We start from the raw sequence: 23,937 nt of genomic DNA, 5'->3' as shown, positions 1-23,937 counted from the left end.
GCGCAGACCCCTCCCCCAACCCCCTCCCGCAAGGGGAGGGGGAGTGTGGAAGGCTGCGCAAATCGGTGTCGTAGGTTGGGTTCGCGGCAGCGAACCCAACAGGATCGGGTGCCGCGCGGGCGGCGGCATGTTGGGTTCGCGAAGGCGCGAACCCAACCTACGCGGTCACCCCGTGTCCGGCGGCCTGGGCTTGCGGCGGCCGGCGCCGGCCGGGCGAGGTTCGGGCGGATCATCCTCATCATCCTCGCCGTCCTCCGGCGGAATGAAGCCCAGCTCCTCGAGGGCCTCGTCGGCCATCTCGAGCCACTGCTTCACCTGCACCGGATAGCCCCAGCGCCGGCACAAGGCTGCCACCGCGACCTCGGCCCGGCTGGCTTCCACCAGCTCCGCCACCTCCGGCCGCTCCAGCCGTTCGCAGACCTCGTCGGCGCGGCGATCGGCCTCCTCCTCGTCCTTGGACACCTCAGAGGCGGCCGACATCATCGCCAGCCGGACCCGCAGCGCGTGCCAGTCCTCCTGCGCCGCCTCGCGCTGCGCCGCGGCCTTGCGCTTCTCGGCGGCCTGCCGCGACAGCTTGTCCTTGAGCAGCAGGGTCAGCCGCACGGCGCGCGAGACGGTGGCGATCCGCTGGCAATAGTCGACCCCGGGCTGCGGCGCCTGCAGCGCCTCCCGCTGCGTCGCCCGGGCGATCGACATCTGGATCTCGACCAGCTCCGCCACCACGCACAGATCCGCCGCCCGCTCCTCCTGCGGAGCGGCCGAGGCCTCGGTGGCCGAATCGGTCTGCGCCTTGTTCATGGAACATAGCATGAACGAGGTCGCCAATTAATACAATTGCACAATGTGTTTACTGTCGCCGACGGCTCAGCGTCGGATGAAGGAAAGGCTCCCGCCCTTGACTCGCGTCATCTTCTCGTTAATAACTGACTGGTCAGTCATTAACGAAAGCGAGCGGACCGGCATGGCGCAGGCGGTGCGGAAACGGCGGAAGGAGGCGCGGCCGGCGGAGCTGCTGGAGGCGGCGTTCGAGCTGTTCGTGGAGCGGGGTTTCGCTGCGACGCGGATGGACGACATCGCCGCCCGCGCCGGGGTCAGCAAGGGCACGGTCTATCTCTACTTCCCCAGCAAGCAGGCGGTGTTCGAGGCGCTGGTCCGCCAGTCGGTGCTGCCCAATGTCGAGCGGCTGATCGGCGAGACAGCGCGGCCGGACACGCCGGTGCTGGAGATCCTGCCGCGGCTGCTGCGCGCCATCACGCACACCGTCGCCGGGTCGTCGCTGCAGCAGTTTCCGCGCCTGATCATCGCCGAATCGCCGCAGTTTCCGGAGCTGGCGCAGTTCTGGCGCGAGACCGTGATCGACCGGATGCTGGGCGTCGTCTCCGGCCTGATCGAACGCGGCATCGCCGCCGGCGAGATCCGGCCGGTCGATCCGGCGGACGCCGCCAGGCTGATGATCGCGCCGCTGCTGATGGCGGTGATCTGGGGTACCACCTTCGTGCGCCAGGACGAGAGCTTCGAGCTCGGTACCTTCATCGACCGGCATCTCGACATCTATCTGCGCGGCCTGGCGGTGGAGACGCGGCCATGAGGTCCCGGATCCCCGTCGCCATCCTCGTCCTGGTCGCGGCCGCGGTTGCCGCCGGCTGGTGGTTCGACCTGCCGGGCCGGCTGGGCTGGCGCCAGGGGCAGGGCGACACGCTGACCCTGTATGGCAATGTCGACATCCGCCAGGCCGAGCTCGGCTTCCGCGTCTCCGGCCGGCTCGTAGAGATGAAGCTGGAGGAGGGCGAGGCGGTGACCACCGGCCAGGTGCTGGCCCGGCTGGACGACCGGCCATTCCAGGACAGCGTCGCCGCGGCCAAGGCCAGCGTCGGCGCGCGCCAGGCCGATCTCGACAAGCTGGTGGCGGGCCCGCGCGCGGCGGAGATCGCCCAGGGCCGGGCGACCGTGGCAGAGCGCGAGGCCGATCTGGAGAACGCCAGGCTGGCCTTCGACCGCACCCAGCAGCTGCGGCAGAGCGGCAACGCGCCGCAATCGACGCTGGATCAGACCCAGGCCGCCCGCGACATGGCCCAGGCCCGGCTGGAATCGGACCGCCAGGCGCTGGAGCTGCTGCTGGAGGGCAGCCGGGCCGAGGACATCGCCGCCGGCCGGGCCAACCTGGCCGCCGCCCAGGCCGACCTCGCCACCGCCGAGACCTCGCTGGCCGATGCGACGCTGAAGGCTCCGGCCGACGGCATCATCCTGTCGCGGGTGGCGGAGCCGGGGGCGATCATGGCGCCCAGCAGCGTCGCCTATGTGCTGTCGCTGACCAGGCCGGTCTGGATCCGCGCCTATGTGGCGGAGCCGGATCTCGGCCGGGTCCATCCGGGGCTGATGGTCGAGGTGGTGACCGACACCAGGCCCGACCGGCCGTACCGGGCGCGCGTCGGCTTCGTCTCGCCGGTCGCCGAGTTCACGCCGAAGACGGTGCAGACGCCGGAGCTGCGCACCGACCTGGTCTACCGCCTGCGCATCATCGTCGACCAGCCTGATGAGGCCCTGCGCCAGGGCATGCCGGTGACCGTGCGCGTGCCGAAGGGTGGGTGAGATGGCTAGAACGGTGCGGCTGAGCCTGTCTTTTCTTAGTCCCCCCTCCGCTTGCGAGCTGCGGCATTCACACATCGATCGTCGTCACCCACTGCAGGCATGCGAACAGATTGCCTCTCCCGCTTGCGGGAGAGGTCGGACAAGCGCCAGGGTCTGGGGATAGAGCTATGCCGACGAGCACGCCCATCTCAACCTCCGAGCTGATGCCTGACCTGGTCCGCATCGACGGGGTGACCAAGCGCTTCGGGCCCGGCAGGCCGGCGCTCGATGCGGTCAGCGCGGCGATCGGCGGTGGCCGGATCACCGGGCTGGTCGGGCCGGACGGGGCGGGCAAGACCACGCTGATCCGGCTGATGACCGCGCTGATGTGGCCCGAGGAAGGAACGCTCACCGTGCTCGGCCATGACAGCCGGGCCGAGCCGGCGCCGATCCAGGCCGCGATCGGCTACATGCCGCAGCGCTTCGGCCTGTACGAGGATCTGACGGTGCAGGAGAACCTCGACCTCTACGCCGATCTCCGAGCTCTGCCGCAGGCGGAGCGGCCGGCGGTGTATGGCGAGATCCTGACCTTCACCGACCTGAAGCGCTTCACCGGCCGCCTGGCCGGCAAGCTGTCCGGCGGCATGAAGCAGAAGCTCGGCCTCGGCTGCGCCCTGTTGCGCAAGCCGCGCCTGCTGCTGCTGGACGAGCCGGGCGTCGGCGTCGACCCGATCTCGCGGCGCGAGCTGTGGGGCATGGTGCAGGACCTGACCCGCGAGGGCATCGGCGTGGTCTGGTCGACCGCCTATCTCGACGAAGCCGAGAAATGCGACCGGGTGCTGCTGCTGAACGAGGGCCAGCTGCTCTACGAAGGCGAGCCGGGCGGGCTGACCAAACGGGTCGAGGGCCGGGTGTTCCGGCTGACCGGGGTCGAGGGCCGGCGCCGGCAGGTGCTGGCCGCCGTGCTGGACCAGCCGGGCGTGATCGACGGCGTGATCCAGGGCACCGCGATCCGGCTGGTGGCCAAGGAGGCCGGGCAGCCTCCGGCGCCGCCCGAGAAGGCCGGCGCGGCCGCGACGATCGGGCCGGCGGCGCCGCGCTTCGAGGACGCCTTCGTCGACATCCTCGGCGGCGGCCCCGGCGGCCGGTCGAAGCTGGCCGAGGCGCGCGAGACGCTGCCGCCGCGGGAAGGGCCGGTGATCGAGGCACGCGGCCTGACCAAGCGCTTCGGCGACTTCACCGCGGCGGCCGACATCACCTTCGACATCCCGCGCGGCGAGATCTTCGGCCTGCTCGGCCCCAACGGCGCCGGCAAGTCGACCACCTTCAAGATGCTGTGCGGCCTGCTGAAGCCGACGGCGGGGACGGGGCGGGTGGCCGGCTTCGACCTGCGCCGCGACAGCGCCGAGGCGCGCAACCGGCTGGGCTACATGGCGCAGAAATTCTCGCTCTACGGCGATCTCAGCGTCGGCCAGAACCTCGACTTCTTCGCCGGCGTCTACGGCCTGGACAGGCGCCGGGCGCGGCGGCAGATCGGGCTGATGACCGAGATCTTCGCGCTCGGCGAGGTGCTGCCGCGCTCGGCCGGCACCCTGCCGCTCGGCTTCAAGCAGCGCCTGGCCCTGGCCTGCGCCGTGATGCACGAGCCCGAGGTGCTGTTCCTGGACGAGCCGACCTCCGGCGTCGACCCGATCAGCCGGCGCGAGTTCTGGACCCACATCAACGGCCTGGTCGAGAAGGGGGTGACCGTGCTGGTCACCACGCACTTCATGGAAGAGGCCGAATATTGCGACCGGATCTCGCTGATCTATCGCGGCCGCTCGATCGCGCTGGGATCGCCGGACGAGCTGAAGGCCAAGGTGGCGGGCCAGGACCGCCCCGACCCGACCATGGAGGACGCCTTCATCGCCCTGGTCGAGGCCTCGGATGCGAAGCAGGAGGCGGCGTGATGGGGCGGTTGAAGATCATCGCTTGGCCTCTCCGGCAAGCGGGGCCTTTTCAGAACAGCAACCCTTCCCTTTGTCGTCATTCCCACGAAAGCGGGAATCTCTTTCCGGTCCAGGCGCTGCGAGATCCCCGCTTTCGCGGGGATGACGATTTTGAGGGATTCTGGAGTCGTGAGCGGATCAAAAATACGCCAATGGCGTATGCCGGAGATGACTTGTGACCGCCGCCGTACAGGACACCACCCCCGCCCCCTCCCACGCCGATCGGTTGCGGCGGTTCGGGGCGCTGCTGCGCAAGGAGAGCCGGCAGATCCTGCGCGATCCGTCCAGCCTGCTGATCGCGGTGGTGCTGCCGGTGCTGCTGCTGTTCCTGTTCGGCTACGCCCTGTCGCTCGACGCCGACCACACCAAGGTCGGCGTCGCGGTCGAGAGCCCGGGGCCGGAGGCGCGCGACCTCGCCGCCAGCTTCCAGGCCTCGCGCTATTTCGACGCCCGCATCGGTACCGACCGACGGGAGTTCGCCGAGGACCTGGTGACCAACCGGGTCAAGGGCATCATCGTGATCCCGGCGACCTTCGCCGCCGAGGCGGCGCAATCTGGCGGGGCGCCGCAGATCCAGATCCTGGTCGACGGCAGCGACCCGAACACCGCCAACTTCGTCATGGCCTATGCCCAGGGCGTGCTGTCGGGCTGGCGGGCGATGCGGGCGGCCGGGCACGGCGCCGACGGCGCGCCGATGATCGATGTCGAGCAGCGGGTCTGGTTCAACCAGGAGCTGGTCAGCCGCAACACGCTGGTGCCCGGCGCCATCGCCATCGTCATGACCATGATCGGCACCCTGCTGACCGCCTTGGTGGTGGCGCGGGAGTGGGAGCGCGGCACGATGGAGGCGATGATGGCGACGCCGGTCACCGCGCTGGAGCTGCTGGCCGGCAAGGTGCTGCCGTATTTCCTGCTCGCATTGGCGTCGCTGACCCTGTGCGTCTTCGTCGCCGTGGTGCTGTTCGGGGTGCCGTTCCGCGGCTCGATCGGGGCCCTCTACCTGGTCTCGGCCGCCTTCCTGTGCCCGGCGCTGGGGCTGGGGCTGATCATCTCCGCCGCCACCAAGAACCAGTTCCTGGCGTCGCAGCTGGCGCTGGTGGCGGGATTCCTGCCGGCCTTCCTGCTGTCGGGCTTCCTGTTCGAGATCGGCTCGATGCCGCGGCCGATCCAGTGGATCACCTACATCCTGCCGGCGCGCTACTACGTGCCGGCGCTGCAGACCGTGTTCCTGGCCGGGGACATCTGGCCGCTGTACCTGCGCAACGTGGCGGTGATGCTGCTGGAGGGGGTGGTGCTGCTGGCCCTGGCAGCGCGGCTGACCCGGAAAAGGCTGGCCTGAGATGTGGCGCCGCCTGAGAGCCCTAGTGGTCAAGGAGCTGCTGGCCGTGCTGCGCGATCCGCGTGGCCGGCTGATCCTGATCGTGCCGCCGATCCTGCAGCTCTTCGTCTTCGCCTATGCCGCGACGATGGAGGTGAAGAACGTCGACATCGCCCTGCTCGACCGCGACCGGGGCGCCTGGAGCCAGGAGTTGGTGCGGCGGGTCGAGGGCACGCCGACCTTCCGCAGCATCCTGGTGGTCGACACGGCGGAGGCGTTGCGCCGGGCGATCGACCGGCAAGAGGTGCTCGCGGCCGTGCAGATCGGGCCCAGCTTCTCGCGCGACATCGCCGCCGGGCGGCCGACCGATGTACAGGTCATCCTCGACGGTCGCCGGTCCAACGCCTCGCAGCTGACCGGCACCTACATCTCGCAGATCGTCGCCGCCATGGCGCTCGACGCGGCCAGCCCCAGCGGCGTGGCGAAGGGGACGGACGCCGCGGTGCCGCGCTTCTGGTTCAACCCGGCGCTCGACACGCAATGGTTCATGGTGCCGAACCTGATCGCGGTGATCGCCGTGCTGATCGGGCTGATCGTCACCGGCCTGACCATCGCGCGGGAGCGCGAGCTCGGCACCTTCGACCAGCTGCTGGTCTCGCCGCTCAGGGTGCATGAGATCCTGCTGGGCAAGACCATCCCGTCGCTCTTGATCGGCTTCGCCCATTGCAGCGTCTACCTGCTGGTGGCGGTGGTCTGGTTCGGCCTGCCGCTGCGCGGGTCGCTGGGGATGTTCTATGCCGGGGTGTTCTTCTACCTGCTGGCGCTGATCGGCATCGGGCTGTTCATCTCGGCGCTGTCGGCGACACAGCAGCAGGCGATCCTCGGGTCGTTCCTGTTCATGATCCCGGCGACGCTGATGTCCGGCTTCGCCACCCCGATCGAGAACATGCCGGAATGGCTGCAGCCGGCAACCTACGTCAACCCGTTGCGCTATTTCATCGTCATCGTCCGCGGCGTCTTCCTGAAGGGCCTGCCGGTCGAGGAGATGCTGCGCAACACCGTGCCGCTGGCGCTGATCGCCCTGGTGACGCTCAGCGCCGCGGCCTGGATGTTTCGCCGCAGAATGGAATGAGCGGCCTCAGGGCTGCGGAATGGTCCGGTTGTACTGATCCTCGCCGGGCTCCGCGGTGGGTCCGGTCCGGGCCAGCGCGGAGGGGGTCGGGTTGTGCACCGACAGGTTGAAGCGGTCGCCGGGCGTGTCGGAGGACGAGCACGCGACCAAGGCGATGCCGGCCGCAACCATCGAAAGCAACGCTACTGCCGGATTCCGCATGATCCGTCCTCTCCCTGCGAACCGCCGTCGCCATTCGACGGCCGACTCCGATCCTACGATCCTCCTCGCCGTCCTCCGCCGCAAGCCGTATCCGCGCGCCGCGACGACACTCGCCCCGCGCCCGGATCTCGGTCATGATGCGGCATCATGGACAGCGTTCTCGCAACCCTCGTTCAGATGTTCGATGGGACGTCGGTTCTGGTTGCCGCCTATGACCAGTTCGACCGGCTGCGCTATGCCAACCCGGCCTTCCGCGCCGCCTTCTTCCTTGCCGACGACGAGACCCCGCTGTGGTCCGACATCATGCGCCGGAACCATGGCGCCGGCCGGGGCTCGGTGATCCGGGCCGAGGATTTCGAAGCGTGGCTGGTCTCGACCCAGTCCCGCCGCGGCAAGTCCGGCTTCCGGGCCTATGAGACCGACCTGGTCGACGGCCGCTGGCTGTGGATGACGGAAAGCGTGCGCGGCGACGGCTGGATGCTGTGCATCGCCAGCGACATCACCGGCATGCGGGCCGAGGACCGGGCCGTGCGCCAGGACCGGGATTTCGCCGTCAAGGCGTCCTACACCGACGAGCTGACCGGCGTCGCCAACCGCCGCTTCGTCACCGAGCGGATCGAGGAGATGCTCCGTAGGCCGCCGTCCAGGGCCGGCGGGCTCGGCTGCGTCGCGTTGCTGGACATCGACCATTTCAAGCCGGTCAACGACGGGCACGGCCATCAGGCCGGCGACCTGATCCTGCGCGATTTCGCGCGGCGCATCGCCGCCATGGTGCGGCGGTCCGACTGCTTCGGCCGGATGGGCGGGGACGAGTTCCTGCTGGTCCTGCCGCGCACCTCGATCGAGCAGGCCGCCCTGGTGGTCGAGCGGATGCTGGCCGTGGTCCGCACGGCCCGGCCGGTGCCGGACCGCGGCGACGTCGCCTACACCTTCTCGGCCGGGCTGGCGGAGGGCCGCGCCGGGGACACGGTCGCCGGCCTCTATGCGCGGGCGGACAAGGCGCTGTACTCCGCCAAGATGAGCGGCCGCAACCGGATCTATTGCGAGGGGCCGGAGCCTGAGCGGCCGGCGATCGCGCAGCAGCCGCGCTTGTATCCAAACAATTGAGCTGTTTCGAAGCCGGGCGACTGGCTTTAGCTTCGGCAGCCGCCGGGCGGCAGCCTTCCACCGGCCATGGCAGAGGCCCGGCGATGCGGACCGACAATTCCTCCACCTTCGACGTGCCGGCGGCGCCGCGCGGCGGATCGGCGCTGCAGCCGGTCGCGGCCGGGCTGCTGGCCGCCATCGTCGGCTTCGCCAGCGCCTTCACCGTGGTGCTGCWGGGCCTGGCGGCGGCCGGCGCCACCCCGGCCCAGGCGGCCTCCGGGCTGCTCGCGGTCTGCATCGGCCAGGGGCTGCTGGCGATCCTCCTGTCCTGGCGCTCGAAGCTGCCGATCAGCATCGCCTGGTCGACCCCCGGCGCGGCGCTGCTGATCGCCACCGGCGTGCCAGCGGGCGGCTTCGCGGCCGCGGTCGGCGCCTTCCTGGTGGCCGCGGCCCTGGTGGTCGTCGCCGGGCTGTGGCGCCCCTTCGGCCGGCTGGTCACCGCGATCCCGACGCCGCTGGCCAGCGCCATGCTGGCCGGGGTGCTGCTCGATTTGTGCCTGGCGCCGGCAAGAGCTGTTGGCGCCATGCCGATGCTGGCCCTGCCGGTGCTGCTGGTCTGGGCGCTGACCTGGCGCTTCGCCCGGCTCTATGCCGTGCCCGCCGCCGTTGTGACCGCCGTGGCGCTGATCGGCCTGACCACCGCGGTGCCGCCGGAAGCCTTCGCCCATCTGTGGCCGGAGCCGGTCTTCGTCGCCCCCGCTTTCTCTACCGGCGCGATCATAGGCATCGCCGTGCCGCTGTTCATCGTCACCATGGCGTCGCAGAACGTGCCCGGCCTGGCGGTGCTGAACGCCAACGGCTACCGGCCGCCGGTCGGGCCGCTGTTCGTCGGCACCGGCGCGACCAGCGCCCTGACCGCGCTGTTCGGCGGCCATGCGGTCAACCTGTCGGCGATCACCGCGGCGCTCTGCGCCTCGGCCGAGGCCCATCCCGACCCGGCGCGGCGCTGGCCGGCGGCGGTGGTGGCCGGGGCGGTCTATGTCGGGCTCGGCCTGTTCGCCGGCTTCGCCGCCGCCTTCATCGCCGCCTCGCCGCCGCTGCTGATCCAGGCGGTGGCCGGGCTGGCGCTGCTGGGCAGCCTCGGCGGCGCACTGTCGACCGCGCTGGCGCGGGAGGAGGAGCGGCTGCCGGCGGTCGTCACCTTCGTCACCACCGTCTCCGGCCTGTCGCTGTTCGGCATCGGCGCCGCCTTCTGGGGCCTGGTGGCCGGCGGCGCCGTGCTGGCGCTGGACCGGCTGCGGGGCCCGGCGCCGCCATGACAAAGCCCCTGGTGTCTCTGGACGCCATCGTGTCCGGAGAGGGATTCGCCGTGAAGCTTCTGGTCGCTGCCGTCGCCATCCTGCTCGCCGGCCTGTCCTGCGCGTCCGCGCAGGAGCTGGACATCCCCGCGGCCACCTATCCCGCCCTGCCGCGCCAGGCGGCTTCGGCCGAGGGCTTCGTGCCGCCGGGCTGGCAGCTGGAGGCGCAGGCCAAGGGCGACCTGGACGGCAACGGCAAGGCCGATCTCGCCTTCGTCCTGCACGCGACCGATCCGAAGAACGTGGTGGCCAATCCGGAGGGGCTCGGCGTGGACTCGCTGGACACCAATCCGCGCATCCTGGCCGTCGCCTTCGCCCGGGCGGCTGGCTATGAGCTGGCGATGGAGAACCATGCCCTGATCCCGCGCCGGACCGACCCGGTGATGGACGACCCGTTCGACTCCGTCGCCGCCAGCGGCCTCGAGGTCGCCCGCGGCACGCTGCGCCTCAGGCTCGGCGTCTTCGCCAGCGCCGGCAGCTGGTCGATGTCGACGACGACGATGACCTTCCGCTGGCAGGGCGGCCGGTTCGAGCTGATCGGCTACGACCGCACCGAAACCAACCGTGGCAGCGGCGAGATCGAAGGCCTCAGCATCAACTATCTCACCCGTCGGGCGAAGCGGAGCCAGGGCACCATCGAGAGCGATGCGGAGAAGACGCGCTGGGAGACCCTGCCGCGCGGTCCGCTGCTGAGCCTCGACGAGGTCGGCGACGGGCTGGCGTTCGACCCGGACAGCCGGCGCTGAGGCGCCGGTGATCCTGACCACCCCGAGATTGCGGCTCCGGCCCTGGCGCGAGGACGACCGGGCCGCCTTTGCCGCCCTGGCCGCCGACCCCGAGGTGATGCGCGACCTCGGCGGGCCGCTGGACCGGGCGGGCAGCGACGCCAAGCTCGACCGCACTCTTGCCGCCTTCGACCGGCACGGCTTCTGCCGCTGGGCGGTCGAGAGCCTGGCGAATGAATTCCTCGGCTATGCCGGGATCATGCGGTTGGGCCCGGACCATCCGCTCGGCTCCGGTGTCGAGATCGGCTGGCGGCTGATGCGGCTCGCCTGGGGCCGCGGCTACGCCACCGAGGCCGCGGCGGCGGCGCTGCAGGACGGCTTCGGCCGGCTCGGCTTCGGTGAGATCCTGGCCTGCACCGCGCCGGACAACCTGCGGTCGCAGGCGGTGATGGCGCGGCTGAGCCTTCGGCGGGACCCGGCGCGCGATTTCACCGCGAGCTATGACGGCGCCGCCTGGCACGGCCTGGTCTGGGTGGCCCGGCCGTCGATGGGGTACTGACCGGCGGAAATCCCGCCATCTGGCTGGAGGGGGCGGAAAGCGGACCTCTACACTCTCATCCAACCTTGCTGCGCCAAGCGGCAAACCGCCGATCAATAACGGGAGCCAGTTGGTCGAAGCTGGCCCAACTATCTGGCACAGAGTAGAGGCTTTCCACGTTCGGAAAGGTCTTGAAAAGATCGGCGAAATAATGAGTTAGTCCAGAAGGATCAGTTGTCTCATCGTAATAGTATGAGGCAAATTTGTTGCCCTCATCATTAAAATCTTCATCTGTTAGCTTTTCATCGCATGCGGACAAAAACCACTCAGTAGGCGTGATCGACCGTGCCTTTAGTCTAGCCAGATCGGTCTGTAATTCCGTGTGATGTAGCTCTCCGACTAAATCGTTTAGCGCCGCCCAGGTCAAAAACATAGCTATGTGCGTGGCACCAGCCGAGTTCGGAAAATTGTCCGGGAAAGTGCCTCCATAGTGCCAGGATGCATCGTCGTATTTCATCCCATCGGCTCCCCCCTTGATCACAGCTCGATCACCAGATGATCATGAATTCGAACGATCGCAACGGGTCGAAAGCGGCCAGGGCCTCGCCCGGGATTGCGGGCGCCTCGATCCGTTCGGCAGCCCTGTCGCAATGAAACTGGGGCGTCGACCGCCATCGCTTGCGGGGGCAATATCCCCGGCAATCGCCCCTGCCGAAAGCCTCAAGATGACCGATGCCCCCGACCACGCCATCCGCCGGCGGCGCGAGGTCTTCAACCGTGCCCTGGCCGGGGCGGACATCAAGGCCATCGGCCCGCTTCTGGCGCCGGGCGTTGTTCTCGTCACCGGCACGGACAGCGCCGTGATCTCCGGCCGCAAGGCCCAGCTCGCGGCGTGGGAGCAGGAATTCGCGGCGTCCCTGCGCACGATCTACACCCGTACCCCGGACACGATCCTGGTCTCGCCGATCGAGCCCATCGCCCTCGATCATGGCCACTGGCAAGGCGTCACCGCCGCCGGCGGCCTGCCCCTCGCCTCCGGCACCTACACCGCGAAATGGCGCAAGATCGGCGCGGATTGGGTGATCGAAGCCGAGATCTACCTCACCCTCGCCTGACAGGCTGCGCACCGACCGGAGGAAAACAGCGAATGGCGAATGACGAGCGCACCAGGATCATTCCCAGGCGAACGCCGGAATCGGCGGCCATGACGGCCAGCGTCAGACGAGCGATGGCGATCACCGCCGTTCTCAACCGCTTGACGTTCAATGATGCGGATGAAGTCCGGGCCCTGTTCAGCGAACTCATCGGCAAGACGGTGGACGACAGCTTTTCTCTGATACCGCCGTTCTACGCAACCGGAGGGTTGGATACCAATGTCGGACGCAATGTCTTCATCAATCAGAGCTGCACCTTCTATGATCTTGGCGGGCTCGACATTGCCGATGATGTGATGATCGGGCCGAATGTGAGCCTGATCACGTCCGGCCATCCGATCGAACCGGCGCAACGGCGCGACGTCGTCATCGCCAAGCCGATCGTGATCGAGAGAAATGTCTGGATCGCAGCCGGTGCGACCGTCATCGGCGGCGTGACGGTGGGGGAGAATTCGGTCGTCGCGGCGGGTTCGGTCGTCACCCGGGACGTTCCCCCGAACAGCCTTGTCGGCGGAAATCCGGCGCGGGTCATTCGTTCGATTGCCGACTGAGGACCTGTCCGCGAGGGTCGCTACGCCCCGCCAGCGCCGGGCGGCATGCCGTCGAATTCGGGCAGGTCGCCGGCGATCCGGTCCCAGGGCTGGCGATCTCGCACATTGATCGCGGCGTCCGGCCGGATCACCGACGGGTCGTCCAGCGTCCCGGCATAGAGCGTGGCCGTGCCGGGATCCATCTCCGCGATGCCGAACAGCTGGCTGCCGCAGGCCGAGCAGAAATGGCGCCGGGCCTGCCGCCCGCTGCCGCCGGTCGCGGCGTAGCTGCGGGTCTCGCCGCGCACGGTCAGGGCCGCGCGCGGGACGCCGACATAGGTGGAGTGGCCAGCACCGCTGGCGCGCTGGCAAGACCGGCAATGGCAGTGTCCGGTATAGACCGGGTCCGCGGCCACCTCGTAGCGCACCGCCCCGCACAGGCATCCGCCTGTCATCATTTATCCATCTCCCAAGCTCGGCCCCCTGCCGCCCGCACCATAGCCCGGCGGAAATCCGGATCGAATTTTTATGTGCTCCGGGTGTCTGATCCGCCCCGATCACACGACTCCGCAGCCATGCCTGCGGGAAGGAGACTTCGTGCTCGATGTTCTGATGCTTGCCCTGGCCGCGGCGTTCTTCGCCGTCGGCCTGGGCTACGTGCTGCTGTGCGACCGGCTGTGAGGACGCGATGACCTTCGACCTCGTCCTCGGTGGCCTGGTGTCCGCGCTGCTGCTCGGCTACCTGGTCTACGCCCTGGTCCGTCCCGAGAAGTTCTGAGCCAGGAAAGCGCCGGACACCATGACCCTCAACGGCTGGATCCAGATCGCGATCTACTGCGCGATCGTCCTCCTCCTGGTGCGTCCGCTCGGCGGCTACATGACCCGCGTCTTCGCCGGCGAGCGCACCTTCCTCTCCCCCATCCTGCGCCCGGTCGAGCGCCTGTTCTACGCCGCCGCCGGCGTGCGCGAGGACCGCGAGCAGCACTGGACCGGCTATGCCTTCGGCATGCTGATCTTCAGCCTGGTCAGCGTCGTCGTGCTGTACGCGCTGCAGCGCTTCCAGGACGTGCTGCCGCTGAACCCGGCCGGCATGTCGGCGGTGCCGGAAGGCCTTGCCTTCAACACCGCGGTCAGCTTCGTCACCAACACCAACTGGCAGTCCTATGGCGGCGAAAGCACCATGAGCTATCTGGTGCAGATGGCCGGGCTGACGGTGCAGAACTTCGCCTCGGCCGCGGTCGGCATCGCCCTGGCCATCGCGCTGGTGCGCGGCTTCGCCCGGCGGTCGTCGCAGACTATCGGTAATTTCTGGATCGACCTGACCCGGGCGGTGCTCTACGTGCTGCTGCCGATCTGCGTCGTCGCCACGATCTTCTTCGTCTGGCAGGGCGTGCCGCAGAACTTCGGCAGCTATGTCGACGCCACCACGCTGGAAGGCGCGCACCAGACCATCGCCCAGGGGCCGGTGGCCTCGCAGCTGGCGATCAAGATGCTGGGCACCAATGGCGGCGGCTTCTTCAACGCCAATTCGGCCCATCCCTACGAGAACCCGACCGCGCTGTCGAACCTGGTGCAGATGGTGCTGATCTTCGCGATCGGCGCCGCGCTGACCAACACCTTCGGCCGCATGGTCGGCAATGAGCGCCAGGGCTGGGCGATCCTCAGCGCCATGGGCGTGCTGTTCCTGGCCGGCGTCTTCATCGCCTATTGGCAGGAGGCCGGCGGCGGGCATCTCCTGGCCTCGCTCGGCGTCGACACCAGCCTCGGCAACATGGAGGGCAAGGAGGTCCGCTTCGGCGAGGCGCTGTCGGCGCTGTTCGCCGTGGTCACCACGGCGGCCTCCTGTGGCGCCATCATCGCCCAGCATGACAGCTTCACCGCGCTCGGCGGCATGGTGCCGCTGATCAACATGATGCTGGGCGAGGTCGTGATCGGCGGCGTCGGCGCCGGCCTGTACGGCATGCTGCTGTTCGTCGTCGAGGCGATCTTCGTCGCCGGGCTGATGGTCGGCCGCACGCCGGAATATGTCGGCAAGAAGATCGAGGCCAAGGAGGTCAAGATGACCATGCTGGCCTTGCTGATCCTGCCGGCCTCGATGCTCGGCTTCACCGCCCTGGCGCTGTCGACCCAGGCTGGCCTCGCCGGCATCCTCAACCCGGGGCCGCACGGCTTCACCGAGGTGCTCTACGCCTACACCTCGGGCACGGCGAACAACGGCTCGGCCTTCGGCGGCCTGACCGCGACCTCGCTGTTCTACACGGTGACCCTCGGCTTCGCGATGCTGATCGGCCGCTTCCTGATGATCGTGCCGATGCTGGCCGTCGCCGGGTCGCTCGCCGCCAAGCGCAGCCTGCCGCCGTCCTCCGGCACCTTCCCGACCACCGGGCCGCTGTTCGTCGGCCTGTTGATCGGCGTGGTGCTGATCATGGGCGGTTTGACCTTCTTCCCGGCCCTGGCGCTGGGTCCGATCGTGGACCAGCTCGCCTCCTCCGCCGGCACTCTGTTCTGATCGGACATTCGGTCATGAAGACTTCCAACACTCCGGCGTCGCTGTTCGACGCCAAGATCATGGGCCCGGCCGCGCTCGACGCGGTCCGCAAGCTCGACCCGCGCATCATGTGGCACAGCCCGGTGATGTTCGTGGTCGAGACCGTGGCGGCCCTGACCACGGTGCTGCTGCTGCGTGACATCGCCACCGGCGCGGCCGGCATCGGCTTCACCATCCAGATCGTGCTCTGGCTGTGGTTCACCGTGCTGTTCGCGAACTTCGCCGAGGCGGTGGCCGAGGGCCGCGGCAAGGCGCAGGCCGAAAGCCTGCGCAAGACCCGCACCGACACCGTGGCCAAGCGGCTGCGCGACGCCGCCGGCCGCGACACCGAGCCGGTGCCGGCGCTGTCACTGCGCCAGGGCGACCTGGTGCTGGTCGAGGCCGGCGACCTGATCCCGTCCGACGGCGAGGTGATCGAGGGCATCGCCTCGGTCGACGAAAGCGCGATCACCGGCGAATCCGCCCCGGTGATCCGGGAGTCGGGCGGCGACCGGTCGGCTGTCACCGGCGGCACCCGGGTGCTGTCGGACTGGGTCAAGGTGCGCATCACCGCGGCCCAGGGGTCGACCTTCCTCGACCGCATGATCGCGCTGGTCGAGGGGGCGTCGCGCCAGAAGACGCCGAACGAGATCGCGCTGAACATCCTGCTGGCCGGGCTGACGATCATCTTCGTCTTCGCCACGGTCACCATCCCCGCCTTCGCCGCCTATGCCGGCGGGTCGATCTCGGTGGTGGTGCTGGTGGCGCTGTTCGTCACCCTGATCCCGACCACGATCGGCGCCCTCCTGTCGGCGATCGGCATCGCCGGCATGGACCGGCTGGTGCGCTTCAACGTGCTGGCCATGTCCGGCCGCGCGGTCGAGGCGGCCGGCGATGTCGACACGCTGCTGCTGGACAAGACCGGCACCATCACGCTCGGCAACCGCCTGGCCACCGAGTTCGTGCCGCTGCCCGGCGTCACCGACGCCGAGCTGGCGGACGCCGCCCAGCTCTCCTCGCTCAGCGACGAGACGCCGGAAGGCCGCTCGGTCGTGGTGTTGGCGAAGGAGAAATATGGGCTGCGCGCCCGCGAGGTCGGCCGCATGCAGGCCCATTTCGTGCCCTTCACCGCCCAGACCCGGATGAGCGGCGTGGACATCGAGGGCTCGGTCATCCGCAAGGGCGCGGTCGACGCCGTCATCGGCCATGTCCGCGAGGTCGCCGGCAATCCGCGCCTGGCCATGCCGAAGGAGCTGGACCAGATCACCGAGCGCATCGCCAAGGCCGGCGGCACGCCGCTGGCCGTGGCCAAGGACGGCAAGCCGCTCGGCGTCATCTATCTGAAGGACGTGGTCAAGGGCGGCATCCGCGAGCGCTTCGCCGAGCTGCGGCGGATGGGCATCCGCACCGTCATGATCACCGGCGACAACCCGCTGACCGCCGCGGCGATCGCGGCCGAGGCGGGGGTCGACGACTTCCTGGCCCAGGCGACGCCGGAGGCCAAGCTGGCGCTGATCCGCGAGGAGCAGGGCAAGGGCCGGCTGGTCGCGATGTGCGGCGACGGCACCAACGACGCGCCGGCGCTGGCCCAGGCCGATGTCGGCGTGGCGATGCAGACCGGCACGGTGGCGGCGCGCGAGGCCGGCAACATGGTCGACCTCGACAGCGACCCGACCAAGCTGATCGAGGTGGTGGGCATCGGCAAGCAGCTGCTGATCACCCGCGGCGCCCTGACCACCTTCTCAATCGCCAACGACGTGGCCAAGTACTTCGCCATCATCCCGGCGATGTTCCTGGCATTCTACCCGCAGCTCGGGGTGCTCAACGTCATGGACCTGCACTCGCCGCAGAGCGCGATCCTGTCGGCGATCATCTTCAACGCGCTGGTCATCGTCGCGCTGATCCCGCTGGCGCTGCGCGGCGTTCGCTACCGGGCGCTCAGCGCGGCCGCTCTCTTGCGGCGCAACCTTCTGATCTACGGCCTGGGCGGCCTCATCGTCCCGTTCATCGGGATCAAGGCGATCGACCTGATCGTCACCGCCCTCGGGCTGGCGTGAGGCCGGGATGACCGACCGCCTCTTCTTTTTCCCGTCATCCCCGCGAAAGCGGGGATCTCGCGCCGACCGTCCCGCCACCCCCGATGAGATTCCCGCTTTCGCGGGAATGACGACCGGGGGGAGGGTGGGGCAGCACACTGGATACATGCCATGCTGAACCAGATCCGACCCGCCCTGGTGATGGTCGTCCTGCTGACGATCCTCACCGGCATCGCCTACCCCTTCGCCATGACCGGCATCACCCAGGGGCTGCTTCCGGCCCAGGCCAATGGCAGCCTGGTCACGCGGGCCGACGGCACCGTCATCGGCTCGTCGCTGATCGGCCAGGACTTCACCAGCGAGACATACTTCCACGGCCGGATCTCGGCGACCTCGGGCACCGATCCGAACGACCCGAGCAAGTCGATCGCGCAGCCCTACAACGCCTCGAACTCGGCCGGCTCCAATCTCGGTCCGACCAGCCAGGCGCTGGCCGACCGGGTGAAGGGCGACGTCGATGCGCTGGCGGCGCAGGGCATCAAGCACCCGCCGGCCGACATGGTCACCAGCTCGGCCTCGGGCCTCGACCCGGACATCAGCCCGGCCAATGCCGCGCTGCAGGTCGCCCGCGTCGCCGCCGCCCGCGGCCTGCCGTCGGACCAGGTGCGCGACGCCGTGCAGGCCGCGACCTCCGGCCGGCTGCTGGGCCTGATCGGCGAGCCGCGGGTCAACGTCCTGCAGCTCAACATGGCGCTGGACGGGCTGAAGACCCCGTAGTCATCCTGCCCCGATGTCACTGACCGATCGATCCGACGACGATCATCGTCCCTCGCCGGAAGCTCTGCTCGAGGCGGTCGCGAAAACCCGCGGCCGCCTCAAGATCTTCCTCGGGGCGGCGCCCGGCGTCGGCAAGACCTATGAGATGCTGTCCCAGGGCGCCGCGCGGCGGCGCGACGGGCTGGACGTCGTCATCGGCGTGGTCGAGACCCATGGCAGGGCCGAGACCCAGGCCCTGGTCGGCGGCTTCGAGATCATCCCCCGCCGCCGCTCCGAGCATCGCGGCCGGGCGCTGGAGGAGATGGATCTCGACGCCATCCTCAAGCGGCGGCCCGCTTTGGTGCTGGTCGACGAGCTGGCGCACACCAACGCCCCCGGCWGCCGGCACGACAAGCGCTACCAGGATGTCGAGGAGATCATCGCCGCYGGCATCGATGTCTGGACCACGCTGAACATCCAGCATGTCGAAAGCCTGAACGACGTCGTCGCCCAGATCACCCGCATCCGGGTGCGCGAGACGGTGCCGGATGCCTGGATCGACGGCGCCGACGAGATCGAGCTGATCGACCTGACGCCGGAGGACCTGCAGAAGCGGCTGGCCGAGGGCAAGGTCTATATCCGCGACCAGGCGCGGCGCGCGGTCGACCATTTCTTCAAGCCCGGCAACCTGACGGCGCTGCGCGAGCTGGCGCTGCGCCGCACCGCCCAGCGGGTCGACGACCAGATGCTGGGCTATATGCGGGCCCATGCCATCACCGGCCCCTGGGCGGCCGGCGACCGCATCATGGTCTGCGTCAGCGACGCGCCGAATGGCGAGGCGCTGGTCCGCTACGCCCGGCGCGTGGCCGACCGGCTGGGGGCGCGCTGGATCGCGGTCTACATCGAAGGGTCGCGCCACCACCGGCTGGGCGAGGCCCAGCGTGACCGCATCGCCCGCGCCCTGCTGCTGGCGGAGAAGCTGGGCGGAGAGACCGTCACCATCCCGGCGAACGACATCGTCGCCGAGATCCTGAGCTACGCCCGGCGCAACAACATCACCCAGATCGTCATCGGCAAGTCCGACCGGTCGCGCTGGTTCGAGATGCTGCACGGCTCGGTGGTGCATGATCTGCTGCGCAAATCGGGGTCAATCTCCGTCCACGTGATGGCAGGGGAGGGGACGGACGCCCAGCCTGGCGCGGAGCGGATCCAGACCCGCCCGGCCGATGCCGGTTTCGACCCGCGGCCCTATCTGGTCGCCGCGGTCGGCGTCGCGGCGACCACCGCGGCCGCCCATCTCGTCGCCTTCGCCGCCACCACCAACAGCATCGCGCTGGTGTTCCTGCTGCCGGTGCTGTTCTGCGCCGCGCGCTACGGGCTGGGACCGTCGATCTTCGCCTCGCTGCTGAGCGTGTTCGCGGTCAACTTCTTCTTCCTGCCGCCGCTGTACAGCCTGGTGATCGCCGATCCGTCGAACGTCACCACGCTGGTGTTCTTCCTGGTGGTCGCCGTCGTCACCTCGAACCTGCAGAGCCGGGCCCGGCTGCAGGCCCGCGGCGCCGCGGCGCGGGCCCGGGCGACGGCGGAGCTGTTCGGGTTCAGCCGCAAGCTGGCGGCGATCGGCTCGGCCGACGACCTGCTCTGGGCCGCCGCCTACCAGATCGCGTCGATGCTGAAGCTGCGCGTCGTCGTGCTGATGCCGCAGGACGGCTCGCTGCAGGTCGTGGCGGGCTATCCGCCGGAGGACCGGATCGAGGAGGCGGAGCGGGCGGCGGCGCAGTGGAGCTGGGCCAATGACCGGCCGGCGGGGCGGGGCGCCGACACGCTGCCCGGCGGCAAATGGCTGTTCCTGCCCTGGCGCACCGCCTCCGGCCAGATCGGCGTGGTCGGCATCGACCGCGACCAGCCGGGGCCGCTGCTCAGCCCCGACGACCAGCGCCTGCTGGATTCGCTGATGGACCAGGCGGCGGTGGCGATCGAGCGGGTGCGGCTGGCCAAGGATGTCGACGAGGTCCGCGTGGTGGCGGAGACCGAGCGGCTGCGCGCCGCGTTGCTGACCTCGATCAGCCACGATCTGCGCACGCCGCTGGCCTCGATCATCGGCGCCATCTCCAGCCTGCGCCGCCACGATTCGGCGCTGGACCCGGAGGCGCGGTCCGAGCTGATGGAGACGGCGGAGGACGAGGCCGAGCGGCTGAACCGCTTCGTCGGCAACCTGCTCGACATGACCCGGCTCGAATCCGGCGTGCTGCAGCCGCGGTTGGAGACGACCGAGGTGGCGGAGGTGGTGGGGGCGGCGGCCCAGCGCTGCGCCGCCCTGGTCGCCCGCCATCGGCTGGTGCTCGACATCGCGCCCGGCCTGCCGCTGTACCTGCTGGATCCGATCCTGCTGGAGCAGGCGCTGGTCAACCTGATCGACAACGCCGCGAAGTACGCGCCGGCCGGCACCGTCATCACCGTCTCGGCGCGGGAGGAGAAGGGGCTGGTGCTGCGGGTGCTGGACGAGGGCGACGGCATCCCGGAGGACAAGCTGGAGGCGATCTTCGACAAGTTCCACCGCATCCACCATGGCGACAGTGCCCAAGCGGGCACTGGCCTCGGCCTGGCCATCTGCCGCGGCTTCGTCGAGATCCTGGGCGGGCGAGTCACCGCCGGCAACCGCGGCGACCGGCGTGGCGCCGTCTTCACCATCACCTTCCCGCCCGACCTCGCCGCCCCGGCCCTGCCCGGCATTTCGATGGGGATGTGATGTCCATCCTGTGCCAGACCCAAGACGTAGGTTGGGTTCGCGGAAGCGAACCCAACATCGTGCAACCGGAGCCATTGTTGGGTTCGCAAGGGCGAACCCAACCTACGAGGCCGTCCTTATGATGCCCTCAGACACCCGCCCCGCACCGCGCATCCTGATCATCGACGACGAGCCGCAGATCCGCCGCTTCCTCAAGATCAGCCTGGCCGCCGACGGCTATGCCCCGATCGAGGCGGCGGGCGGCACCGAGGGGCTGGAGCGGGTGGTGCAGGACCGGCCCGACCTGGTGATCCTCGACCTCGGCCTGCCCGACATTGACGGCCAGCAGGTGCTGAGCCGGATCCGCGAGCTGTCGGCGGTGCCGGTGATCGTGCTGTCGGTCCGCGCCGGCGAGGCGGAGAAGGTCGAGGCGCTGGACCGCGGCGCCAACGACTATGTCACCAAGCCCTTCGGCATCGCCGAGCTGACCGCCCGGCTGCGTGCCGCCCTGCGCCGCGGCGGGCAGGAGGACGAGGCGGCCGAGGCGGTGATCGAGGCCGGGCCGCTGACCGTCGACGTGCCGCATCGCCGGGTGCGCTTCGAGGGGCGGGAGATCCGCTTGTCGAAGAAGGAGTTCGAGATCCTGCGCCTGCTGGCCGCCCATCACGGCCGGGTGGTGACGCATCAGAAGATCCTGCGCGAGGTCTGGGGCCCGGCCCATATCGACGCGATGCAGTATCTGCGCGTCTATGTCGGCCAGCTGCGCCAGAAACTTGGCGACGACCCGGCCCGGCCGCGGCTGATCGCCACCGAGGCCGGGGTTGGCTACCGGCTGGTGGTGGAGGGGTAGCGAACTACCGCTGGTCCTGGTCCAGCCAGCGTGGGCGGGTCTTCTCGCCGATCATGCAGTCGGTGCCGCCGGCCTGGGCCGGGATGAAGGCGACGGGGGCCACCTCCGGCGTCGCCCCGGCGATCTCCAGCACCAGCTTGCGCCGGATCGCCTCGGCGAATTGCTGCGGGCTGCGCACCGCCACGGTGAAGGCGCCGGGGCCGCCGATGACGCAGTCGCGGTAATAGGCGTCGAGCATGTCGGGCTCTGGCAGGCCGCCGAAGCCGCCGCGCTTCAGGATCACCGGCAGGCCGTTGATGGTGATGCCCTGCGACAGCGCCATCTGGCGGGCGCCCGACACCGGCCAGCCGGCGTTGTTCGGCCCGTCGCCGGAGATGTCTATGGCGCGGCGGATCCCCTCATAGCCGTTGTTGTCGAACAGCCCGGCGGAGAACAGCAGCGCGCCGGAGATCGAGGTGCCGCGCCGCGTCACCGTGCCGAAGGTCTCGGACAGGTCCGCCGCTGCCGTGCGCGCTGCCGCGGCGCCGTCGATCAGCCGCCAGGGCAGGATCACGGCCTGGGAGTTGGCGCCGGCCCATTCGACATAGGTGATGGCGATGCGGCCATGCACGCCGGAGGTGATGGCGTCGATCACCTCGGGGTGGGTGAGGGCGCCGACATAGCCGTCGCGCTGCAGCGCCTGCTCGTCATCGTCCATCGAGCGGGAGACGTCGACCGCGAGCACCAGCTCGAGATCGACCGGCTGGTCCTGGGCCGCCGCGGGCGGCGTGGGCAGGAGCAGGGTGAAGACCAGGCCGAATCCGACGATGCCGAAGCGCATTTCGCCCCCCAGTGTCAGCCGCCGAGATGATTTCGATGTGGGAACGATCCGGCCCGCTGTCACCTCCGACGGTCGGCTGTTTTTCGCCTGGCGGGTTGCAAACCGGCTGCGCTTCCCCTATATCGAACCTCGAGATCGGTTTCGACACGATCCGCGCTGCCGTTCCAAGGAACCGGCCCGGATCCCCCTCCCAACCATGATCCGAACGATTGGGCAGGCGCTTCGCCTGCCGATCGTGCTTTGTGCCGCGACGGGCGGGCCGATGGCCTTTGCGTCGTGGTTTAAGCGATATTGAGTGCAACGAGGCCCCAAGGGCCCGAACCGTAAAGAACAGACATGAAGACCGAAAAGACCAAGACCAACTCCCGCCGCCGGCGTCGTCCGACGCCGCGGCTGGCCACCACCCCGCTGCGGCAGCCGGCACACACGGCAGAGCTGTCCCGCGCCGAGATTCGTCAGATCGTACTCGACATTCTCGGTTGAAAGGCGTAACCCCGCCCGACCCGTTTAGTGAAAAGGCCTTTGCCCGATGCAGGTGCTCGTCCGCGACAACAACATCGATCAGGCGCTGCGCGTCCTCAAGAAGCGTATGCAGCGTGAAGGCATCTTTCGCGAGATGAAGCAGCGCCGGAACTACGAGAAGCCGTCCGAGCGCCGCATCCGCGAGGAAGCCGAAGCCGTCCGCCGCCAGCGCAAGGCGCTGCGCAAGCGGATGCAGATCCAGGGCTACTGATCAGGACCGGGGCCGCACGGCCCCGACCGGTCGTTCCGATGGATGAGACCAGGGGCCTTCGGCCCCTTGTTTCGTTGCGCTGAATTCCGTCCGGCCTTGATGCCGGCTCGCAAGCTCCCCTTTTGTCATGGCGAGCCCCGCCCCTGAGTCCGAGTGGGGCGTGGCCATCCAGGGCCGCTCGCACCGACCCTGGATGGCCACGGCCCCCCGGATCAAGTCCGAGGGGCGCGCCTCGCCATGACGGGCTTTTAGTTCGGGCCGTTGTGACCCGGGGCGCCGCGCCCCTGACGAACCGGGAGGCCGACCGATGGATGTCGCCGCTTTCAGAAAATCCCTGGACCAGGACCAGCCGCCCGCGACCCTGTCGCCGCCGCTCGCCGCGCTGTGGTGGGACGCCAAGGGCGACTGGGACCGGGCGCATGGCTGCGTCGATTCCGAGGACGGCGCCGACGCCGCCTGGGCCCACGCCTATCTGCACCGCAAGGAAGGCGACCTCGGCAATGCCGGCTACTGGTACCGCCAGGCCGGCAAGCCGATGTCCCAGGCCAGCCTGGAGCAGGAATGGGCGGAGATCGCGGCGGCGCTGGGCTAGCGACCGCGGGCATGGATGTGCGTAGCCTCTTCCGCTTCGAGGGCTCTCTGCCTCCTATACCGTCATTGCGAGCGTAGCGGTAACTGCCCAGGTGCAGGCGTGATTAGGCGGAGTTGAGGTTATGGATGAGTTGTGTTGGGCAGGATGACAGTGTTTCGAGCAGGTTCCATCCGCGCTTTCGAGCGGTGCCGATGAGGGTGCGGAGCGTGGCGAAGTTGTCTGCGCCTTGAGATGTGCGGAACCCGCCGGAGATTTTCTGTCGGAGTTTCATCATCCGGGCATCGCGCTCGGCTCGGC

The 23,937-nt window shown here is 69.3% G+C and carries 27 protein-coding genes and 1 pseudogene; 22 read left to right on the top strand and 6 right to left on the bottom strand.

Annotated elements, in window-relative coordinates; genetic code table 11:
• Positions 1-165: 165 nt before the first annotated feature.
• Positions 166-798, bottom strand: coding sequence for a hypothetical protein (locus AB4Z01_RS31415; RefSeq protein ID WP_441700225.1), 633 nt, complete (start codon positions 796-798; stop codon positions 166-168).
• Positions 799-961: 163 nt separating this feature from the next.
• On the opposite strand from AB4Z01_RS31415, the gene AB4Z01_RS31410 reads away from it, so the two are divergent.
• From AB4Z01_RS31410 to AB4Z01_RS31390, 5 genes are all read left to right on the top strand, one after another.
• Positions 962-1,588 (top strand): TetR/AcrR family transcriptional regulator, encoded by a 627-nt coding sequence (locus AB4Z01_RS31410; protein WP_441700224.1) that lies wholly within the window; start codon positions 962-964, stop codon positions 1,586-1,588.
• Positions 1,585-2,589: a secretion protein HlyD gene (hlyD, locus tag AB4Z01_RS31405; RefSeq protein ID WP_441700223.1), complete on the top strand. Its 1,005-nt coding sequence runs from the start codon at positions 1,585-1,587 to the stop codon at positions 2,587-2,589. Before AB4Z01_RS31410 ends, hlyD begins: the two co-directional genes overlap by 4 nt.
• 203 nt (positions 2,590-2,792) lie before the next feature.
• The gene (locus tag AB4Z01_RS31400; RefSeq protein ID WP_441700222.1) at positions 2,793-4,517 is read left to right on the top strand and encodes an ATP-binding cassette domain-containing protein; all 1,725 of its coding nucleotides are present in this window, start codon (positions 2,793-2,795) and stop codon (positions 4,515-4,517) included.
• 214 nt (positions 4,518-4,731) lie between these two features.
• Entirely contained in the window at positions 4,732-5,895 is a 1,164-nt protein-coding gene (locus AB4Z01_RS31395) for an ABC transporter permease (protein WP_441700221.1), read from the top strand.
• 25 nt (positions 5,896-5,920) lie between these two features.
• A complete protein-coding gene (locus tag AB4Z01_RS31390; protein WP_441700220.1) occupies positions 5,921-7,006 on the top strand; it encodes an ABC transporter permease in 1,086 nt (361 codons plus the stop codon).
• A gap of 6 nt (positions 7,007-7,012) precedes the next feature.
• On the opposite strand, the gene AB4Z01_RS31385 is transcribed toward AB4Z01_RS31390, so the two are convergent.
• Positions 7,013-7,207 (bottom strand): hypothetical protein, encoded by a 195-nt coding sequence (locus AB4Z01_RS31385; protein WP_441700219.1) that lies wholly within the window; start codon positions 7,205-7,207, stop codon positions 7,013-7,015.
• 147 nt (positions 7,208-7,354) lie between these two features.
• Between AB4Z01_RS31385 and AB4Z01_RS31380 the strand changes: the two genes are divergently transcribed.
• From AB4Z01_RS31380 to AB4Z01_RS31365, 4 genes are all read left to right on the top strand, one after another.
• A complete protein-coding gene (locus tag AB4Z01_RS31380; RefSeq protein ID WP_441700218.1) occupies positions 7,355-8,314 on the top strand; it encodes a GGDEF domain-containing protein in 960 nt (319 codons plus the stop codon).
• Positions 8,315-8,397: 83 nt separating this feature from the next.
• The gene (locus AB4Z01_RS31375) at positions 8,398-9,612 is read left to right on the top strand and encodes a benzoate/H(+) symporter BenE family transporter (protein WP_441700217.1); all 1,215 of its coding nucleotides are present in this window, start codon (positions 8,398-8,400) and stop codon (positions 9,610-9,612) included.
• A 50-nt stretch (positions 9,613-9,662) separates the two neighbouring features.
• Positions 9,663-10,397: a hypothetical protein gene (locus AB4Z01_RS31370; protein ID WP_441700216.1), complete on the top strand. Its 735-nt coding sequence runs from the start codon at positions 9,663-9,665 to the stop codon at positions 10,395-10,397.
• 7 nt (positions 10,398-10,404) lie between these two features.
• Complete coding sequence (locus AB4Z01_RS31365) at positions 10,405-10,935, top strand: GNAT family N-acetyltransferase (protein WP_441700215.1); 531 nt, start codon at positions 10,405-10,407, stop codon at positions 10,933-10,935.
• 55 nt (positions 10,936-10,990) lie between these two features.
• Here the strand turns inward: AB4Z01_RS31365 and AB4Z01_RS31360 are convergent, their stop codons facing one another.
• Positions 10,991-11,431, bottom strand: a complete 441-nt coding sequence (locus AB4Z01_RS31360) for a DUF7832 domain-containing protein (RefSeq protein WP_441700214.1) — start codon at positions 11,429-11,431, stop codon at positions 10,991-10,993.
• A gap of 208 nt (positions 11,432-11,639) precedes the next feature.
• Between AB4Z01_RS31360 and AB4Z01_RS31355 the strand changes: the two genes are divergently transcribed.
• Both AB4Z01_RS31355 and AB4Z01_RS31350 read left to right on the top strand, forming a co-directional pair.
• Positions 11,640-12,029 carry a nuclear transport factor 2 family protein gene (locus AB4Z01_RS31355; RefSeq protein WP_441700213.1) on the top strand — a complete coding sequence of 130 codons (390 nt, stop codon included), beginning with the start codon at positions 11,640-11,642 and terminating at the stop codon, positions 12,027-12,029.
• Between the two features lie 32 nt (positions 12,030-12,061).
• Positions 12,062-12,619, top strand: a complete 558-nt coding sequence (locus AB4Z01_RS31350; RefSeq protein WP_441700212.1) for a sugar O-acetyltransferase — start codon at positions 12,062-12,064, stop codon at positions 12,617-12,619.
• 20 nt (positions 12,620-12,639) lie between these two features.
• On the opposite strand, the gene AB4Z01_RS31345 is transcribed toward AB4Z01_RS31350, so the two are convergent.
• Positions 12,640-13,056: a GFA family protein gene (locus AB4Z01_RS31345; protein WP_441700211.1), complete on the bottom strand. Its 417-nt coding sequence runs from the start codon at positions 13,054-13,056 to the stop codon at positions 12,640-12,642.
• Between the two features lie 70 nt (positions 13,057-13,126).
• Here AB4Z01_RS31345 and AB4Z01_RS31340 point away from each other — a divergent pair, with 70 nt between their 5' ends.
• The 7 genes from AB4Z01_RS31340 to AB4Z01_RS31310 all read left to right on the top strand — a co-directional run bounded on the left by AB4Z01_RS31340 (position 13,127) and on the right by AB4Z01_RS31310 (position 21,495).
• Entirely contained in the window at positions 13,127-13,279 is a 153-nt protein-coding gene (locus tag AB4Z01_RS31340) for a hypothetical protein (protein WP_441700210.1), read from the top strand.
• A 7-nt stretch (positions 13,280-13,286) separates the two neighbouring features.
• Positions 13,287-13,376: a K(+)-transporting ATPase subunit F gene (gene kdpF / locus AB4Z01_RS31335; RefSeq protein WP_438609788.1), complete on the top strand. Its 90-nt coding sequence runs from the start codon at positions 13,287-13,289 to the stop codon at positions 13,374-13,376.
• Between the two features lie 21 nt (positions 13,377-13,397).
• Positions 13,398-15,107: a potassium-transporting ATPase subunit KdpA gene (gene kdpA, locus AB4Z01_RS31330; protein WP_441700209.1), complete on the top strand. Its 1,710-nt coding sequence runs from the start codon at positions 13,398-13,400 to the stop codon at positions 15,105-15,107.
• Between the two features lie 14 nt (positions 15,108-15,121).
• A complete protein-coding gene (kdpB, locus tag AB4Z01_RS31325; RefSeq protein WP_441700208.1) occupies positions 15,122-17,182 on the top strand; it encodes a potassium-transporting ATPase subunit KdpB in 2,061 nt (686 codons plus the stop codon).
• A gap of 150 nt (positions 17,183-17,332) precedes the next feature.
• Positions 17,333-17,938, top strand: a complete 606-nt coding sequence (kdpC, locus tag AB4Z01_RS31320) for a potassium-transporting ATPase subunit KdpC (RefSeq protein WP_441700207.1) — start codon at positions 17,333-17,335, stop codon at positions 17,936-17,938.
• A gap of 13 nt (positions 17,939-17,951) precedes the next feature.
• Positions 17,952-20,666, top strand: a complete 2,715-nt coding sequence (locus AB4Z01_RS31315) for a DUF4118 domain-containing protein (protein ID WP_441700206.1) — start codon at positions 17,952-17,954, stop codon at positions 20,664-20,666.
• A gap of 121 nt (positions 20,667-20,787) precedes the next feature.
• Positions 20,788-21,495, top strand: a complete 708-nt coding sequence (locus tag AB4Z01_RS31310) for a response regulator (RefSeq protein ID WP_441700226.1) — start codon at positions 20,788-20,790, stop codon at positions 21,493-21,495.
• Positions 21,496-21,499: 4 nt separating this feature from the next.
• On the opposite strand, the gene AB4Z01_RS31305 is transcribed toward AB4Z01_RS31310, so the two are convergent.
• Positions 21,500-22,315 (bottom strand): DUF1194 domain-containing protein, encoded by an 816-nt coding sequence (locus AB4Z01_RS31305; protein WP_441700205.1) that lies wholly within the window; start codon positions 22,313-22,315, stop codon positions 21,500-21,502.
• Between AB4Z01_RS31305 and AB4Z01_RS31300 the strand changes: the two genes are divergently transcribed.
• From AB4Z01_RS31300 to AB4Z01_RS31285, 4 genes are all read left to right on the top strand, one after another.
• Entirely contained in the window at positions 22,302-22,610 is a 309-nt protein-coding gene (locus AB4Z01_RS31300; protein WP_441700204.1) for a hypothetical protein, read from the top strand. The genes AB4Z01_RS31305 and AB4Z01_RS31300 overlap by 14 nt on opposite strands.
• Before the next feature lie 41 nt (positions 22,611-22,651).
• The gene (locus AB4Z01_RS31295) at positions 22,652-22,798 is read left to right on the top strand and encodes a hypothetical protein (RefSeq protein WP_441700203.1); all 147 of its coding nucleotides are present in this window, start codon (positions 22,652-22,654) and stop codon (positions 22,796-22,798) included.
• Between the two features lie 46 nt (positions 22,799-22,844).
• Entirely contained in the window at positions 22,845-23,048 is a 204-nt protein-coding gene (gene rpsU / locus AB4Z01_RS31290; RefSeq protein WP_225767343.1) for a 30S ribosomal protein S21, read from the top strand.
• 307 nt (positions 23,049-23,355) lie between these two features.
• The gene (locus AB4Z01_RS31285) at positions 23,356-23,640 is read left to right on the top strand and encodes a hypothetical protein (RefSeq protein ID WP_441700202.1); all 285 of its coding nucleotides are present in this window, start codon (positions 23,356-23,358) and stop codon (positions 23,638-23,640) included.
• 103 nt (positions 23,641-23,743) lie between these two features.
• Here AB4Z01_RS31285 and AB4Z01_RS31280 read toward each other — a convergent pair.
• Positions 23,744-23,937 (bottom strand): annotated as a pseudogene (locus AB4Z01_RS31280) (IS66-like element ISBrsp5 family transposase); the annotation flags it as partial.

The organism is Inquilinus sp. YAF38, from assembly GCF_052113205.1.
In the GTDB taxonomy this organism is placed as follows: Bacteria; Pseudomonadota; Alphaproteobacteria; order DSM-16000; family Inquilinaceae; genus Inquilinus.
Note: the sequence above shows the minus strand (reverse complement) of the source record. Positions and strands in the feature narration are given on the sequence as shown.